Source organism: Pandoraea sp. XJJ-1, from assembly GCF_026802345.1.
Lineage (GTDB): Bacteria > Pseudomonadota > Gammaproteobacteria > Burkholderiales > Burkholderiaceae > Pandoraea > Pandoraea cepalis.
In genome coordinates, this window is sequence record NZ_CP113827.1 from 3,248,525 (window position 1) to 3,264,967 (window position 16,443).

Below are 16,443 nucleotides of genomic sequence, written 5' to 3' on the forward strand. Positions count from 1 at the left end.
ACCCGCGCCCGACAGGCGTCCCGCAGTGGGAGGAAACGATGAGTCCGTACTTCTATATTTTCGCGATTCTGCTCTTCGCGGCCGTGGTACTGGCCATCGAAGCCGTCTATCAGTGGTGGAGCAACCAGCACAGCGCGGCCGCCAAACGGATCGAATCGCGCATTCGCTCGCTCTCGGCCGGCGGCCATGTCGATCGGGAGCACACGTCGATCCTGAAGACGCGGATGCTGAGCGATTCGCCGAGACTGGAACAGCTTCTGATGCGCATGCCGCGGGTCCACAGTCTCGATCTGTTCATCATACAGTCGGGGCTTTCGTGGTCGGTGAGCCGCCTGCTGACGTTCATGCTGCTACTGGGCGCCGGGGCAGTGATCCTGGTGCTGATATTGCCGCTGCCGTGGCGCCTGGCGCTCATCGCGGGGCCGCTGGCGGCATGCTTGCCGGTCCTGTATGTGATGCGTCGTCGCAGACGTCGGCTAGCGCAGCTCGAACGCCAGTTGCCGGAAGCTGCCGACATGATCGCCCGCGCATTGCGCGCGGGACATGCGTTCACGGGGGCGATCGAGATGGTCGGCGATGAAATGTCGGCCCCTATCGGCGGCGAGTTCCACATCATGTTCGACGAAATCAACTACGGCGTCAGCCTCAACGACGCCCTGCTGAACCTCGCGACTCGCGTGCCTGTCGCCGATCTGCGCTACTTCATCATCGCGGTGATGATTCAGCGCGAGAGCGGCGGCAATCTCGCCGAGATCATGGGCAACATCGCCGAGCTCACGCGAGAGCGGCTCAAGCTGTATGAAAAGGTCAAGGTGCTGTCGGCCGAAGGACGTCTGTCCGCCAATATTCTGGAGGTGCTGCCGTTCGGCGCCGCCGGCATCATCATGGTGGTCAACCCGGCGTTTCTTGAAATTCTCTGGCACGACCCCGCCGGCATCAAGCTGGCCGTGGTGGCGCTGGTGCTGATGGCGTTGGGAATGGTGTGGATGCGCATGATTATTCGCATCCGCGTGTGAACGGCGACGGCGGGGGAACTGTCATGCCACAACTCAATCAAGGCCAAATGGTCCTGCTGGTCGGCGTCTTCGTGATCTCGTTCAGCATTGCGCTGGTCGCAGCGATCTGGTTCTGGCCCCAGAAAACGAAAACGCGTGCTCGCGTGGGGGCCCTCGGCGCCGGCACGTCAGCGGACGCGCCCGGCGAGCCAACCGGCACACGCGAATGGATTGAGCGCCTCGCCGAATGGTCGCAACCGATCTCTAAACTCTCATTGCCCAAAGAGGGGTGGGAGAGTTCCGTCCTGCGTGTGCAGTTCATGAACGCCGGCTGGCGCGATGCGTCGGCGCCCGCGCTCTACTTCGCGGCCAAGACATTGCTGGCGCTGGTGCTGCCGTTGATCGGCTACTACATTGCGAGCACGCACTACACGACGATCAACCGCACGCTGCTCCTAAGCGTTCTGTTGTTGCTCGGTGCGATCGGCTACTATTTGCCGAACGGCATTCTGACGCGCCGAATCGCCTGGCGCCAACGCGTGATTTTCGAGGATTTTCCGGACGCACTCGATCTGTTGACCGTGTGTGTCGAAGCGGGCTTGAGCCTGGATGCGGCGCTGGCCCGTGTCGCGAAGGAAATCCACGTTCGCAGCGCGGTGCTCGCGCGCGAATTCGACTTGATGTTGCTCGAACTCCGGTCGGGCTATTCAAAGGAGCGTGCCTTGCGCAATCTGAGCCTGCGAACGGGCGTCGAGGATATCGATACGTTCGTGTCGATGCTGATCCAGGCCGAGCGCTTCGGGACCAGCATCGGGGCGTCGTTGCGGGTGTTGTCGGAAACCTTGCGAATGAAGCGGCGGCTACGGGCCGAGGAGCGCGCGGCCAAAATCGCGCTGAAACTACTGTTCCCGCTGATCTTTTTCATCTTCCCGACGTTGCTGCTGGTGCTGCTTGGCCCGGCGTTCCTTCAGATCTACCGGGTGTTGCTGCCTTCGCTTTCCGGTTCGATCAATTAGCGCGGGCATGGCATTACCACGATGACGCCGGCTCCGGAACTACACCGGCATCGCTTGACGGCAACACCCCGCGTTGTTTGCGGCGCGGGGGACAGAGCAAAAACGACCGGCACGCGAGGTGCCGACGTGACCAGCATCAAGGACCTGGATCATGGAAAGCAAAAACTATGTGGATCTACCCCTGGACGGTGCCCTGCCCCGTGACGAATCGGGCATGCAGTCTCGACCTCAGTGGCGCGAAATGGCGGTGGAGATATCGGTGCGGGTGGGCTCCGCGCTGCTGCTAAGCATCTTTGCGTATTCGGCCATCCTGCAATGGCGCCTGGACCCCGCCCGTCTGACGGTGCTGCTGCTTGCGCTTGCGTCATCGTTGACCGTCGGTCTGTCGCTGTTTGCCCGCATTCCCGAGAAGCGTGACTGGCGACCGGTGAGCATTGCGCTGTCGGTCGGCGGCACGTTCTACTTCCTGGCTATCGAGCTGGCGCCGGGCATCCGGCTTATTCCTGAGCCGGTGGGTGCAACCCTGTGTTGTGCCGGCATTCTGTGGCAACTGTTCGCCAAGGCGTCGTTGCGCCGGTCGTTCGGCATCTTGCCAGCAAACCGGGGCATCGTGACCCGCGGTGCCTATCGTCTTGTCCGGCATCCGATCTATCTCGGCTACTTCATCACGGACATAGGCTTTCTGTCGACGAACTTCGGTTGGCGCAACCTGCTCGTCTATGCCGGCTTGTACGCCCTTCAGATTGGACGTCTGCTTCGGGAAGAACGGCTCTTGTCCCACGACCCGGAATATCGGGCCTATCGAGCGATCGTGCGTTACCGCGTCATTCCCGGGGTGTTCTGACGACAGTGCCGTCGGGCCGACGAAGGTCGTCGTCGATGAATGACGACGCAAGCCCAAGCTGACGCGTCGACGACATCACGATGTTCGCAAAGGCCTTTGCGGCCGCGGTTCGGTGGACCCGCTGCCGCTCCAGAATGGCCACGGTACGGCTCGTGATGGGCTCCGGCAGATCGAGATGCGAGAGTCCTGTCGGCACATCCCCGCTGACCTGGGGCAATACGGTGGCCATCCCCCCAAGCTGGACAATTCTCAGTACCGCACTGATGGAGTTGGCCTCGACGGCGATGTTAGGCGCGATTTTGTGCGCTCGGAAATACGCATCCGCATACGTTCTAGCGGCGAAACCTTCGACGAGCATCACAAGCGGCAGGCTCGCCAATTGCGCCGAGGTGATGGCAACCCCTTCGCAGCGCAATGGATGCGTCGAGCTGACGACAAGCGTTGCCCGCTCCTCGAATAGGGGCGTCACCTGGATGCCTTCGGTTCGAACATCGGTGAATCCAACGCCAATGTCGCTTTCGTCCGCGCACAACGCCGCTTCGATGGCGTCGAGCGACATCTCCGACAAATACACATGGACGTTCGGATAGTGCTCGTGAAACGAGTGCACCCATTTCGGCATCAGCGATTCGGTAAATGAAGGCGTACACGCCACGCGAAGTACCCCACGCGACAGATCCTCAACCTCCTGCAATGCCCGCCATCCGGCTTCAAGCTCGAACAGCGCCTTGCGCGCATGCGCAACGTATGTCTCGCCAGCATCGGTGAGTCGGATTGACCGTCCGGTTCTGTCAAACAACGTCGTTCCGAGGTAGTCCTCGAGCTGCTTGATTTGCTGCGACAACCCAGGCTGGGAAACGCCCAACGCGTCCGCAGCACGCGTGAAGTTCTTGTGCTCTGCAACAGCGAGCAAATACCGTATCTGACGCGGGACCACGGTGCGGTTCTCCATAACTTGAACTTATCGGGACCATTGCAACCACGTCTTGGACTCAATCGACGCGCAAAGGCAGAATCATGGATGGCCCACCGATCGAAGTCACGCGTGCGGCGAGGCGCTTTTTCCTTCACACCATAACAATTCGAAAGGGTATGTTGACTCAAAAGCAGATGCAAGCATGGTTAGGCGCGTTTCTGCCGAACGCCACGGGCCTCAGTGCACGGGAACGCCTGCGCTCTGGCCTGGGCGCAGCAGCAGCGCTGACGATTGCCGGGCTGACCATCCATCTATTCCCCGGATTCTCCAGCCGCTTTCCGCTGCTGATCGCCCCGATGGGGGCTTCCTCGGTGCTTCTCTTTGCCGTACCCGCCAGCCCGCTCGCTCAACCGTGGTCGGTGATTGGCGGCAACGTCATCGCCGCCATTGTCGGCGTCACGTGCGGCATCGTCATTACGAATGTGCCGATTGCCGGCGCGATCGCCGTTTCCGTAGCCATTCTGGCGATGTTTGCAGCGCGTTGCGTGCATCCGCCCGCCGGAGCCGTGGCACTGACCGCCGTGTTCGGCGGGGCCGGCATCCATGGAATGGGCTATGCCTTCGCCATTGCCCCCGTTGCCCTGCAGTCGACGGTGCTGGTGTCGCTCGCCATCATTTATCACTCGCTCACGGGGCACCGCTATCCGCATCGCGTGGTAAAGATCAAGGCGACGGAATCGGCGGATGCTTCGATGGAAACCGGCGGCGGATTCACGCGTAAAGATCTGGAAGCCGTGCTGGCGCGTCGAAATGAATTCATCGACGTGGACATCGACGACCTGGAGGCGCTCCTGCGAGAAACCCAACTCGCCGCCTGCCGTCGAACATTTCACGGCCTGACGTGCCAGGACATCATGACGAAGTCGCCATTGACAGTGCTCAAGGAGACGGATTGCTCGGTGGCGCTCAAGTTGCTGGAGCGTCACGCCATCAAGGCGCTTCCGGTGCGCGACACCGATCATCAGATCGTCGGCATCGTGACGCGGTATGACATCCATCGCGAGCTTGGACGTGCCGCCGGACCGCAAAGCATTGGCAACGCGCTCGGTTGGCTTCTCCCCGGGAAGGACAACCCCCGATCGGTCGGCTCGGTAATGACGACCCGGGTGTGTACCGCAAAGGGCTCAGATTCCATTCTCGACCTGCTGCCCACGTTCTCCACGACTGGGCACCACCATATTCCAGTGGTTGATGACGGCAATCGTGTCATCGGAATGATTACGGAGAGCGACTTGATTGCGGGACTTCACGCGGGAACGCAAATTCACCAGCTCGAAGCCGCGTAGATCTTCCGGGCACTTACCAGGAGGGGGCATGAACCTGAGAACCATCGAAACCTATCGGTCCGTCCACATCGAGGCTGCGCTCGAGCTTGAGCATCACGGGTACATCGCGTGGATACGCTATCGCGACAGGCGCAGGATCGTCGCGCACCGACAAGTGGCGCCCTCGGTCGGGAAATGCTTTGAGGCGGTGGATGTCCTCGTCAAGCAATTGCGGGCTGAGATTGACGAGATGATCCGACGCGGCGACGCCACGGAAGACCCAAGGCGGGTGCACCGGGCGCCGCAAGCGTCGCCGCGGATGCCATAGAGCGAGCGGTGGTCCGGGACGGGCGACTATCGCTCTTCCCTATGCCTCTCGCCTATTTCTCCGTCAGGTCAGCCTAACGACGGTGTCGTGCATGGCGCCATCCGCCCAGACTTCCTGGTATTTGATGTGTAGCACCGACGCTACCCGCCAAAAGGCTCACCGCCGGGGCGGGTGCGCATGCCGGGTGCGAGACGCGTCCAGGGCAGATCGGCGGGATCGGCGGTCATGGGGCCCGGCGCCTTCGCCACCAACACCGCCTCGGCGATTGGCTCAAAGTCCGCGCGAAAATGCACCGAGCTCTTGTTCACGAGGATGCGCATCTCCTCCGGCTGGATTCCCGCCACGCGATACAGATTGCGGTCCAGCATCTGCGCCTTGCTGGAACTGATCGCAATCAACACGTCGTCGATGCGCAAGCACGCGACCGGGCCAAGTTCGGCTTGCATGCCGTTCATCATGGGGCCGTCATAGCGGCACCGACCCTCGGAGAGGAACGTGACTTCGAACTTGCCGACGAACGGTTGGTCGCCAGGCACGCCCGACTGCCCGCCCAACGACGTCTCGATCTGCGCGCCTATGCCCGCGCGATGCGCTAACGCCGCAGCCTCCGGATCGTATATCAGGCCGATCGCAGCACGCTTCGCCCCATGACGAACAAGGGCTCGCAGCATCTCCATCGTGTTGGCATCGCCACCGGCCCCGGGATTGTCCTGCGTATCGGCAATGACGACCGGACGACTCGCCCCTTCGGATAATCGCATCGCTTCTTGCACCGCGGCATCGGGGGACAGGAACGTGACGCGCCACGCAGACTCCTCGTCGATCATGCGCCGGTAAAGCGCGTCGACGGCAGCATTCGTGGCGTCGGCCGTATGCCCATACGCCCAGATCACCGGACCGCATTCAGGAAAATCCGCTGCCGGAAACCCCGGTGCGAACGATGCCGATACGACATCGCCCACTTCCGCCTCGCCGACGCGCCGGTACATCCCGCGCGATGGTTCGAGCAGCGTACACATGCCATTGATCGGAATGAGAAAGGGCAATCGCCGCGACGCGCGATGCAGCCCTTCCCCCGATATCAACCGTGCAAGCAGATCGGCGGCACGCGCCCCCGTCTCGGCCATATCCACGTGCGGATACGTGCGATACGCGACGAGTGCATTCGCGCTGCGCAACATTCGTTCGGTGACGTTCGCGTGCAGGTCGAGCGACGCGACGATGGGCACGCTCGGGCCGACGACCTCGCGTACGCGCGCCAGCAGCTCGCCTTCCCCATCGTCGACATGTTCGGCAACCATCGCCCCATGCAGATCGAGATACACCGCATCGAACCGCTGCGTGCTCGCCGCCTCCACGATTTCGCCCGCGATCCGCTCGAATGCGTCGCGCGTCACGTGCGCCGACGGACTCGCGCCTGCCCAGATGACCGGCGAGAGCGCATATCCGGCAGCCTCCGCCGCTCGAATGAAGCCGCCGGCGGGAATGTTGACGTCGCGCAGCGCGAGTACGTCGCTGCCGCGCGACATCGACGGAAAGCCTTCGCCACGCTCGAAGTTCTCGTAAGCGGCTTTCGACGGCGCAAAGGTATTGGTTTCGTGTTGGAAACCGGCGATCAAAATGGTCGGAGGGGTACGGGACAAAATCAGACCTCTGGTGAGATTGTGGGGGGCGGGATCGGGCGTCACGGACGTCAAGCGGTGCGTGCCGGACGCATCGCGATCAATACGATGGCGCCGATGGCCAGCAGCGCGACCATCACGTACAGCCCGGCGTGCAGACTGCCGGTCGCACCCTGCGCCCAGCCGATGATCGTCGGGCTCAGGAAACCGCCCATCAGCCCGATCGTGTTAATGAGCGCAATGCCGCCCGATGCCGCGTCGCCCTTGAGGTATTCGGACGGCATCGCCCAGAACACGGTATAGGCGACCCACATCATGGCGGTCGCAATCGTCATGCAGGTCAGCGAGAGCGCGAGATCGCTGCTGAAGAGCGTGGCGAGCGCCAGCGTCACCGAACCAATGAGTGCGGGCACTGCGCTGTGATAGCGACGCTCGCCGCGCCGGTCGGAACTGCGGCCGACGAGCAGCATCGCGACGGCCGCCGCGACGTAAGGTATCGCCGAGTAAAAGCCGATCTGCAGGGTGTCTCGCACGCCGGCCGCCTTGATGATCGACGGCAGCCAGAAGCTCACCGCGTAGATCCCGCAGATAAAGCAGAAGTACGGCAACGCGAGCCAATAGACCCGCGGATCCTTGGCGACCTGCGCGAACGAATGATGTGAGCCGCCCCGGGCATCGAGTTCCGACGCGAGCAGGCGCTTCTCGTCGGCGTTCAGCCAACGTGCGTCGGCTGGCCGGTCGTCGAGCACAAACAGCGCGAGCACGCCGAACACCACGCACGGCAATCCCTCGATCAAGAACATCCACTGCCAGCCGTCAAGGCCGTGCGCGCCGGAGAACGCCGTCATGATCCACGTCGACAGGGGGCCGCCAAACATGCCGCCGATCGGACCTGCCAGCATGACAATCGCCATGACCTGCGCCATGCGCGCGCGACCGTACCAATAGGTCAAGTAGAAGATCATGCCGGGTGCGAATCCCGCCTCGAAGACGCCGAGCAGAAACCGCATCGTGTAGAACATCGGCTCCGAACGCACGAACACCATCGACGCCGAAGTCACCCCCCACAACACCATGATCCGGCTGATGGTCTTGCGCGCGCCCACCTTCGGCAAGAGGAGATTGCTGGGGACTTCGAACAACACATAGCCGAGGAAGAAAATACCCGCGCCGAGACCGTACACGGCATCGGAGAAGCCCAGATCGCTTTGCATCTGAAGCTTCGCGAAACCAATATTTACCCGGTCGAGGTACGCAAACGTGTAGCAAAGCAGCAGAAACGGAAGCAGCCGCCAGTTCAGCTTGCGATAAAGCGCCGCGTGCCGTTCAGTGAGAGGCGTGGAAGGAATAGCGGACAAGAGCGTTCTCCGGTGTGCTTAGGATGAATTCATCATTAACAGCCAAAAACCGAAGAGCAAGAGCAACCTAAGTCGGTTATCGTTGCTCATTTGGCAACACTTAACCGAGGACGGACACGGTGCGTGAACTGAATCAACGGCGTTTGCGGTATTTTCACGAAGTGCTTACGCACGGCTCGATCCGCGCGGCAGCCGACAGCCTCAATACGGCGGCGTCGGTGATCACTCGGCAAATCCGGCTGCTCGAGGACGAGATTGGCGCACCGCTTTTCGAGCGGCGTGCGCGGGGTGTCCGGCCGACCGAAGCGGCCATGCACCTCCTCGAATATTGGCGGGGATGTCAGTCGCAACAGGAGCAGTTCGAAGATCGGCTTGAAGCGCTGCGCGGTTTGAAGCGGGGCAATGTCCGGCTCGCGATCAGCGAGGGTTACATCGACGGCCTGATGGAAGAGGTGCTCAACGACTTCTGCATGCAGTTCCCCGGACTCGACGTGATCGTCGATATCCTGCCGGTCAACAACGTTCTGGAGGAGGTGGCGCAGAGCCGCGCGCACATCGGTCTGGCCTATAACCCGCCCGCCCACCCGGAGATTGAATTCCGCGCAACGTCGTCGCAGCCGATCGTGCTGCTCGTCAATACCCGGCATCCGCTCGCACTGCGAGGCGGTACCGTCACCGTCGAGGAAATGCTGCAATATCCGTTGGCGCTGATGCCGCCCGCATTCGGGCTTGGACAGGTTGTCGAGATGCTGGCTTACACGGAAAACGTCGACATCCGCCGAACGCTGACCACAAACTCACTTCAGGTACTACGCCACTTCGTGACTCGCGGAGAAGGCGCGACGCTGATCGGCGCCTTCTCCGTGTACCGCGAAATCGACGCCGGCGAACTCGTGGCACTGCCCATTGCACATCCCCTCTTCGAAGCAGCGAAGGCGCGGGTGCTGGTGAAGTCTCGTCGTCCGCTTTCCCCGGCGGCAGAAACGTTGCTGACGTGGATTCTGAAGCGGATGACGATGTTTTCGGAGAGCCATTGAACCTGGGGTCAACGGGCGCTTTTGGCGCAGCCCCTAAACCAGTTGCGCCACGATCGCCTTGGCACGTTCCACAACCGGCCGGTCAACGAGCTTGCCGTCCACGGCGATCGCGCCTGCGCCTCCTGCGGCGACCGCATCGAGCACCCGCGTCGCCCACTCGGCTTCCTGTTGCGTCGGCAGGAAACCGTCGCGCACGATCCCGACTTGCCTCGGGTGAATACAAAGCTTTGCCCCGAAACCAAACGCGCGTGAATGACGCACATCGGCACGCAACGCGTCGTCGTCGCCGATGGCGACCGTCACCCCATCGATGGGCGCCGGCAACCGCGCATAGCGTGACTCGATCACGAACTGCGTTCGAATCGCATCGAGCGCGGCACCGTCGTCGCCGATGCCGGCGTCCGCGCAGAAGTCAACCGTACCGAACGCCAGGCGCGTCACCCCCGGCGCCCCTGCAAGTTCGCGCAAACGTACCACCGCGTCGACCGTCTCGATCAACGCGTAAAGCGTCTGCGCCTCGCGCAAGCGGGCGCGCAACGACTGCATCTCGTCGGCCCGCTCCGTCTTTGGCAACATGACCCCCGCGACGCCCGGCATCTCGGCCAATCGCAGATCGTCGGCGTGCCAGGGCGTATGCACGCCATTGATGCGCACCAATACGCGCGCGTCTTCACCGTGTTGCGCCAGCCATTGAAACAGCGCGTCGCGCGCCGCTTGTTTGTTGTCGGGAGAAACGGCGTCCTCGAGATCGAGGATCACGCGTGCCGCGTCGGTGGCGAGCGCCTTGTCGAAGCGATCCGGACGGTCGCCGGGAACGAACAGATACGTGGATACAGCGTTCATGGGTGCCCCTTTGCGCGGGCGCCCTTCCCGACGCATTGACGGGGTGTCAGGAGGCGGCGCGCCAGTCGCGTTGAAATGTTTCCGAATAACTGAAGCGGTCGGCCGGGTGAATGCTGATCGCCGCCTCGACGATTTCCTCGCGGCGATTCAGATACCGCCGGCAAATCCACAAGGCCGCCGACTTCGGCTTCACGTTGAGCCAGCGCGCCTGCGCCGGCGTGATAAGCGTGGCGCGAATCTCCTGCTGCACCGCCGCGATCTTCTCACCGAACTGTTCTTCGATCAGCGTGTAGATCGGCACGTGCGAACTGTCCGCGATCCCCTCCAGCGCACGAAACGCCGGATGGATATAGATGTCGCTGACACAAATGGGGTCCGGCTCGCCGCCACTGCGCCGCAGCGCCGATAGATGCAGCCACGATTCACCATTACCGGCGCGCAGCACCGGCGCCAGTGTCTCGTCGACTTCGACCAGATCGCGTGCGAGGATCTCCAGCTCGGTGTCGGCCGTGTATTGCTGCAAGTCGCCCAGTTGGCGCATCACCTGCTGGTAGCCGCTCACCGCCTCGCGCGCCAACACGCGCGTGCCGACACCGGGCTGGCGATCCACCAGCCCCATCTGCACCAGGCGCTTGACCGCCTCGCGCACCGTGAAGCGGCTGGCACCGAACTGCTCGCACAGATCGAATTCGGTCGGCAGGAAGTCACCGACCGCGTATCGACCATCGCGGATCTCGTGGATCAGCGTCTGCGCGAGCTGAAGATAGCGTGGCTGCTGGTTAAGCAATGGGGTCATGCGCGTGGTCGGCGTTGCCGGTGAGGAGTAATGGTGTCATTGCACCACAGCTTGTTCGCGCAGCCAAGCAATCGCGTCGTCGCCGAACCCGGCTTCGCGCAGTACCTCGTCCGTATGCTCGCCCATTCGCGGCGCCGCGCGTGCCGGCAGCGGCGTGTCGATGCGCACCGGCGACGCCACGCCCTTGATCGGGCCATGTTCCGGGTGCTCGAAGTCCATCACGCGCGCCTGCTCGGCTACGAACGGATTGTCGAGCGCCTGCGCAACATCGTGCACCGGCGCCGCCGGCACCTTGCCCGCGAAGCGCTGCATCCACGTCGCCGTGTCCTCGGTCATCAACACGTCGTCGAGTTCGCGGCGCACGCGATTGCGATGCTTCAGCCGCGCCGCATAGTTGCAAAGCTCGGGGTCGGTGATCCATTCCGGCTTGCCGATCTCCTGCGCCAGCACGCCCCAGAACTTCTCCTTGTTGCACATCAGGAAAATCCAACCGTCGCGCGTACGGTACAACTCGCTGGGCGTGAGCGACGGATGGCTCGAACGCGGTTCGCGCCGCGTCATGTGTCCGCCGTTCAGGTACCACGTCGCCACATAGGCCAGGTTATGCAGCGCCACGTCGAACAGACTGACATCGAGGTCGCGCCCCGTGCCCGTCTTGCGTGCTTCGAGCACCCCGGCGAGCAACGCCATCGAGGCGGTCGTGCCGGTCATCAAGTCGATGATCGACAGGCCGAAGCGCGCGGGCGGACCGTCCGGCTCGCCGGTGAGCGACAGATAGCCGGCTTCGGCCTGCATCAGGTAGTCGTAGCCGGGCCACGCCTTGCGCGAACCGGTGCGGCCGTAAGCCGACAAGTGCACGCATACCAGCGCGGGGTTCGCGCGCGCCAGCGACGCATAGTCGAGGCCGAGCTTGACGGGGAGGTCGCCGCGCAGATTGTCGAACACGGCGTCCGCGGACTCGACCAGCTTGAGCAGGATCTCCCGGCCTTCCGCGCTCTTGAGGTCGAGCGCCATGCTGCGCTTGTTGCGATTGAACGCTTCGTAGAAGTGGCTGTCGCCCTCGCCGAAGAAGTGCGGGCCGACCGCGCGGCCGACGTCGCCGCCGTCCTTCGCGTTCTCGATCTTGATGATGTCGGCGCCGAGATCGGCCAGATGCTGCGTGGCGAACGGACCGGCACCGTATTGCTCGACTGCGATCACCCGCAGTCCGGACAGTGGCAGGCTCATACCGGATTCCTCTCGATCAGTTGCTTCGCGATGATGATGCGTTGCAGCTCGTTGGTCCCCTCGCCGATCACGAGCAGCGGCGCATCGCGATACAGACGCTCGATGTCGAATTCCTTCGAATAGCCATAGGCGCCATGGATGCGCATCGCCTCGGTGCTGTTCTCGACGCCGGCCTCGGTGGCGAAGTACTTCGCCATGCCCGCTTCCATGTCGCACCGTTCGCCGCGGTCATACGCCTGCGCCGCCGCATCGACGAGCAACCGCGAGGCATGCACGCGTGTCGCCATCTCGCCGAGCTTGAGCTGAATCGCCTGATGCTCGCAGATCGGCTTGCCGAAGGTCTTGCGTTGCTGACTGTACGCGACCGAGGCGTCGAGTGCCGCCACCGCGATGCCGAGACCGCGCGCCGCGACGTTGATGCGACCCAGTTCCAGCCCGCTCAGGATCTGCTTCAGGCCACGCCCTTCCTCGCCGCCGATCAGGCGATCGACCGGCACGCGGTAGTTGTCGAAATTGAGCTCGCAAGTATCGATGCCCTTGTAACCGAGCTTTTCCAGCTTGCGGCTCACTTCGAAGCCGGGTCCCTTCTCCGCTATGAGCAGGCTCATGCCGCGATGTCGCGGCTGTGCCGCCGTATCGGTCTTGACCAGCAGCACCAGGCAATTGCCGTACAAACTGTTGGTAATCCAGGTCTTCGCGCCATTGACCACGTAATGATCGCCGTCGCGCGTGGCGGTCGTGCGGATCGCCTGCAGATCGGTGCCACAATCCGGCTCGGTCAGGCCGATACCGCCGCGCAACTCGCCGGTCGCGAAGCGCGGCAGGAACGCGGCCTTCTGGTCCGGTGTGCCGTTGCGCTGCACCGTCATCGCCATGATCAGATGCGAATTGACGATGCCGCTGAGCGACATCCACACCGCCGACATGCGCTCGATCATGCGCGCATAGGTGCGGGTCGAGAGCCCCAACCCGCCATACTCGGGCGCGATCAGGCAACCGAACAGCCCCATCTCCTTCATCTGCTCGACGATCTCGGCCGGATACTCGTCGGCTTTCTCCAGGGCATGCACGTAGGGCTTGACCTCTACCTTGAGGAAGCGATCCAGCATGTCGAGGATCAGGGTATCGTCCTCGCCTTGCCCTGCGGTGTTGTTTTCCACTTGCGTCATCTCACTATCTCCAGACATTCACTCACGGCCTAGACCGCCTCGCCGAGCACGGCTTGCAGGGCGCCCGCCGGCAGGCGGTCGAGAGCGAGCACGGTCTCGCGCACCCTGTCAACGCGTGCCTGCGGTAGTACACGCGCGGCATTGGCGACATACTTCTCCACGATTTCCGCATTGCTGAGCGGACGATCCGCGCTGCCGCGATTGATCGCCTCGCGGTGCGCGAGCGTGCTGCCGTCGCGCAGTTCCAACACGACTTCCCCCGTATAGTGGCGCGGGAAAGTGCTGGCCGGGTCGATCTCGTACTCGACCTTCGCGGCCAGCGCGAGTACCGCGTCATTGCGCAGCGCCGCCGGTTCGAGTTCGTCGAGCGTGAAGCGGCCCTTGATCAAAGCACTCGATACCACATAAGGTACGCTGAACTGCGCGTCGTAGCTGTTGGCCGGACGGCGCTTGTTGGCCACCGGCTCGCACACTGTTTTGACGACCGCCTCGGGCACCTTCACGCGAATGCGCTCGACCTGATCGCCCAGTTCACTGATCTTCGCGCCCCGTTGCTGCCAGACCTTGTGCAACGCCGTGCCGGCGTCGGCGAACGCATGCGTGAAATGGCAGGCTGGCACCGGCTTGATCGCGACTTCTTCGATCTGCCATTGCTCGCCCAGGCCTTCAGTCGCGAGCGCCAGATCGGCATTGCCGCGCTGTTCGCCGAGGTAGCTCGAAAACAGGCCGAAACGCCCTTCATACGGTGCGGATGCGCCGATGTAGCCGTGCGCGGCCATGGTCGCCGCGGTGAACGCCGACTGTGCGGCCCAGCCCGGATGCAAGCGTTTGGTCCAGGCGCCGTCCTGCAGGAATTCGAGGCTGCCGCTGGCCATCGACAGCGCAATGCCCTGCGCCATTGCAGTCTGCTGTGCGGTCAGGCCCAACAGGCGTGAGGCCGCCAGCGTGCAGCCGAAGATCCCCACGACACCGGTCGGATGGAATCCCACCTGATGGAATCCCCCCTTCGCCACCGAGCCGATGCGCGTGGCCGCTTCCATGCCGGCGATGTAAGCCGCCAGCGTCTGGGCGCCATCGACACCGCGCAGCTCCGACACGCCGAACACGCACGGCAACACGCTCGCGGTGGCATGGATCACGCCGCGCGAATGCGTGTCGTCGAAGTCGAGGCCATGCACGAGCACGCCGTTCATGACCATTGCGTCGCGTGTGTTGAGGCGTTGGCCACGGCCGATCACCGTCGCGCCCGCTTTGTCTCCGGCGCTCAGGGCCGTGAGACCTTCGAGCGCGACCCGGGTGAAGTCGGCCGGCTGCGACGCATAGGCCAGGCCGATCGCGTCGAGCAGCAAGTGCTTGGCGCGTTCGCGCACAACCGTGGGCACGGCGTCGAGCGAAAGGCCCAGAGCGAACGAGGCCAGCGTCGCCGAGATCCCCTGGGGCGTGTGGTTCACTTCTGAAGTCATGCTGTCTCCTTTCTGAACGGATGCAAGGTGTTGGGGCTAGTGCTCTACACGCATGGCGCGGGTTGTCGCGGTGCCACCGAGACCGACGTCGTTGGGCACGCTGATATCTTCGAGCGACTGTTGATTGGTTTCCACGCGCAGCACCAGCAGCGCGACGATCAGCAGGCCCAGCACGCCGCTCACCATCGCCAGTACACCGGAGATGCCGAAGTGCTGGAACAGGGCGACAGCCAGATACGGCGTGCTCATCGACGCCGCACGGCCACACACGCCGGCAAAGCCCGTGCCACGCAAACGGAACGCCGTCGGGAACAACTCGGGGATATAGCCATACAGACCGAGCGTGACGACCGTATAGATCGACGTGACCAGGCAGAAACCGACCACCGAGATCGACACCGCATCACGCATTTGCGGATACAGGAAGCCGAGCACGATCGTGGCCGCCGAGAACAGCACGAGGCCGCGCTGACGTCCAAGGCGATCGCCCAGCAGGTAACCGACCAACGCACCGCCCGGGGCGCCAAAGGCCATCAGCGTGGTGAATCCGAGCGACTGCACCACCGTCAGTCCCTGCTTCACGAAGAAGGTCGGCAGCCAGGCCACGAAGCCATATACGGCCACATTGATCGCGACACAGGTGAGCGCAGCGGTGAGCGTGCGGCCGATCACGGGCTTCGTGAACAGCACCGACAGGGGCACGTTGCGCGCCATCACCGGCTGCGCGGGCGGCACCGGCGGCAGCGCGCCGAACTGACGCTTCACCTGGCCCTCGATCTCGGCGAGCGTGGCTTCCGCTTCCTGGGTGCGACCCACCGATTCGAGCCAGCGCGGCGATTCCGGCATGCGCTTGCGCATGATCCAGATGGCGAGCGCCCCCGCGCCTGCGATGGCAAACATCCAGCGCCAGCCGAGGTTCGGGATCACGATGTACCCGACACTCGTGGCGATCAGCAGACCCGAGTTGATGATGAGCCCCATCAATGAGATCCAGCGTCCTCGGTAGGCTGGCGGCACGAACTCGCACAGCGTGCCGGCGGCCACGACAAGCTCCGCACCGAGGCCCAGGCCCATGATGAAACGCAGCACGATCAGCGTGGCCATGTTCGGCGCGAAGCACGCGAACAGCGACGCGATGCCGAATACGGCGAGGTTGATCTGGTAGGAATAGCGTCGACCGAAGCGATCGCCGACGTAGCCGGCCAGCGCAGAGCCGATCAGCATGCCGAAGAAGGTGGCCGAGATGAAGGCCGCGTTGAGCTGCAGCGTCGAGAAGCCGCTCTTGACCAGCGCCGCGAGCACGCCGGCGGCGAGGTAGACATCGAAGGCGTCGAGTAGCGCGCCACCACTGATGAGTCCGAGAATCTTCCAGTGAAACCTCGCCAGGGGAAGCCGGTCGAGCCGGGCCCCAGCGTTGACAGAGGTTGCGTTCATACGGTTGTCTCCTGAACGTTGGCGGCATCCGTTCGTCTGAAGCGAACGTGATGCGAGCAAAAATTGACTT

At 63.2% G+C, this 16,443-nt stretch carries 15 protein-coding genes; 6 read left to right on the forward strand and 9 right to left on the reverse strand.

The annotated features are described in order from the left end of the window. The first annotated feature begins 38 nt into the window (after positions 1-38). From OYT13_RS14880 to OYT13_RS14890, 3 genes are all read left to right on the forward strand, one after another. Positions 39-1,016, forward strand: a complete 978-nt coding sequence (locus tag OYT13_RS14880; RefSeq protein WP_261938361.1) for a type II secretion system F family protein — start codon at positions 39-41, stop codon at positions 1,014-1,016. Between the two features lie 23 nt (positions 1,017-1,039). Further along, the gene (locus OYT13_RS14885) at positions 1,040-2,011 is read left to right on the forward strand and encodes a type II secretion system F family protein (RefSeq protein ID WP_261938360.1); all 972 of its coding nucleotides are present in this window, start codon (positions 1,040-1,042) and stop codon (positions 2,009-2,011) included. A gap of 214 nt (positions 2,012-2,225) precedes the next feature. After that, positions 2,226-2,855, forward strand: coding sequence for a methyltransferase family protein (locus OYT13_RS14890; RefSeq protein WP_286798178.1), 630 nt, complete (start codon positions 2,226-2,228; stop codon positions 2,853-2,855). Here the strand turns inward: OYT13_RS14890 and cynR are convergent. Then, complete coding sequence (gene cynR, locus OYT13_RS14895) at positions 2,836-3,807, reverse strand: transcriptional regulator CynR (protein WP_268566493.1); 972 nt, start codon at positions 3,805-3,807, stop codon at positions 2,836-2,838. The genes OYT13_RS14890 and cynR overlap by 20 nt on opposite strands. 140 nt (positions 3,808-3,947) lie before the next feature. Here cynR and OYT13_RS14900 point away from each other — a divergent pair, with 140 nt between their 5' ends. Next, a complete protein-coding gene (locus OYT13_RS14900; protein ID WP_268566494.1) occupies positions 3,948-5,117 on the forward strand; it encodes an HPP family protein in 1,170 nt (389 codons plus the stop codon). Between the two features lie 28 nt (positions 5,118-5,145). Next, the gene (locus tag OYT13_RS14905) at positions 5,146-5,424 is read left to right on the forward strand and encodes a hypothetical protein (RefSeq protein WP_261938356.1); all 279 of its coding nucleotides are present in this window, start codon (positions 5,146-5,148) and stop codon (positions 5,422-5,424) included. Between the two features lie 140 nt (positions 5,425-5,564). On the opposite strand, the gene OYT13_RS14910 is transcribed toward OYT13_RS14905, so the two are convergent. Both OYT13_RS14910 and OYT13_RS14915 read right to left on the reverse strand, forming a co-directional pair. Then, positions 5,565-7,067, reverse strand: coding sequence for a M81 family metallopeptidase (locus OYT13_RS14910; RefSeq protein WP_268566495.1), 1,503 nt, complete (start codon positions 7,065-7,067; stop codon positions 5,565-5,567). Between the two features lie 50 nt (positions 7,068-7,117). Further along, positions 7,118-8,404, reverse strand: a complete 1,287-nt coding sequence (locus tag OYT13_RS14915; protein WP_268566496.1) for an MFS transporter — start codon at positions 8,402-8,404, stop codon at positions 7,118-7,120. 119 nt (positions 8,405-8,523) lie between these two features. Here OYT13_RS14915 and OYT13_RS14920 point away from each other — a divergent pair, with 119 nt between their 5' ends. Next, positions 8,524-9,441 (forward strand): LysR family transcriptional regulator, encoded by a 918-nt coding sequence (locus OYT13_RS14920; protein WP_268566497.1) that lies wholly within the window; start codon positions 8,524-8,526, stop codon positions 9,439-9,441. A gap of 33 nt (positions 9,442-9,474) precedes the next feature. Here OYT13_RS14920 and OYT13_RS14925 read toward each other — a convergent pair whose 3' ends face one another. The 6 genes from OYT13_RS14925 to OYT13_RS14950 are packed head-to-tail and all read right to left on the reverse strand — an operon-like array spanning position 9,475 to position 16,373. Further along, positions 9,475-10,284 (reverse strand): HpcH/HpaI aldolase/citrate lyase family protein, encoded by an 810-nt coding sequence (locus OYT13_RS14925; protein WP_268566498.1) that lies wholly within the window; start codon positions 10,282-10,284, stop codon positions 9,475-9,477. A gap of 46 nt (positions 10,285-10,330) precedes the next feature. After that, positions 10,331-11,080, reverse strand: a complete 750-nt coding sequence (locus OYT13_RS14930) for a GntR family transcriptional regulator (protein WP_017233440.1) — start codon at positions 11,078-11,080, stop codon at positions 10,331-10,333. 36 nt (positions 11,081-11,116) lie between these two features. Continuing rightward, positions 11,117-12,307, reverse strand: a complete 1,191-nt coding sequence (locus OYT13_RS14935) for a CaiB/BaiF CoA transferase family protein (protein ID WP_150610394.1) — start codon at positions 12,305-12,307, stop codon at positions 11,117-11,119. Beyond that, positions 12,304-13,476, reverse strand: a complete 1,173-nt coding sequence (locus tag OYT13_RS14940; RefSeq protein WP_268566499.1) for an acyl-CoA dehydrogenase family protein — start codon at positions 13,474-13,476, stop codon at positions 12,304-12,306. The genes OYT13_RS14935 and OYT13_RS14940 overlap by 4 nt, the downstream gene beginning before the upstream one ends. A 29-nt stretch (positions 13,477-13,505) precedes the next feature. Further along, positions 13,506-14,939: an MmgE/PrpD family protein gene (locus OYT13_RS14945; protein ID WP_268566500.1), complete on the reverse strand. Its 1,434-nt coding sequence runs from the start codon at positions 14,937-14,939 to the stop codon at positions 13,506-13,508. Positions 14,940-14,975: 36 nt separating this feature from the next. Then, positions 14,976-16,373: an MFS transporter gene (locus OYT13_RS14950; RefSeq protein WP_017233436.1), complete on the reverse strand. Its 1,398-nt coding sequence runs from the start codon at positions 16,371-16,373 to the stop codon at positions 14,976-14,978. Positions 16,374-16,443 lie beyond the last annotated feature (70 nt).

Coding starts and splice junctions, on each gene's coding strand:
- OYT13_RS14930 (WP_017233440.1), bottom strand. CDS start 11,080: ATGACCCCATTGCTTAACCAGCAGCCACGCTATCTTCAGCTCGCGCAG.
- OYT13_RS14950 (WP_017233436.1), bottom strand. CDS start 16,373: ATGAACGCAACCTCTGTCAACGCTGGGGCCCGGCTCGACCGGCTTCCC.
- OYT13_RS14885 (WP_261938360.1), top strand. CDS start 1,040: ATGCCACAACTCAATCAAGGCCAAATGGTCCTGCTGGTCGGCGTCTTC.
- OYT13_RS14925 (WP_268566498.1), bottom strand. CDS start 10,284: ATGAACGCTGTATCCACGTATCTGTTCGTTCCCGGCGACCGTCCGGAT.
- OYT13_RS14905 (WP_261938356.1), top strand. CDS start 5,146: ATGAACCTGAGAACCATCGAAACCTATCGGTCCGTCCACATCGAGGCT.
- OYT13_RS14945 (WP_268566500.1), bottom strand. CDS start 14,939: ATGACTTCAGAAGTGAACCACACGCCCCAGGGGATCTCGGCGACGCTG.
- OYT13_RS14935 (WP_150610394.1), bottom strand. CDS start 12,307: ATGAGCCTGCCACTGTCCGGACTGCGGGTGATCGCAGTCGAGCAATAC.
- OYT13_RS14940 (WP_268566499.1), bottom strand. CDS start 13,476: ATGACGCAAGTGGAAAACAACACCGCAGGGCAAGGCGAGGACGATACC.
- OYT13_RS14880 (WP_261938361.1), top strand. CDS start 39: ATGAGTCCGTACTTCTATATTTTCGCGATTCTGCTCTTCGCGGCCGTG.
- OYT13_RS14900 (WP_268566494.1), top strand. CDS start 3,948: ATGTTGACTCAAAAGCAGATGCAAGCATGGTTAGGCGCGTTTCTGCCG.
- cynR (WP_268566493.1), bottom strand. CDS start 3,807: ATGGAGAACCGCACCGTGGTCCCGCGTCAGATACGGTATTTGCTCGCT.
- OYT13_RS14890 (WP_286798178.1), top strand. CDS start 2,226: ATGCAGTCTCGACCTCAGTGGCGCGAAATGGCGGTGGAGATATCGGTG.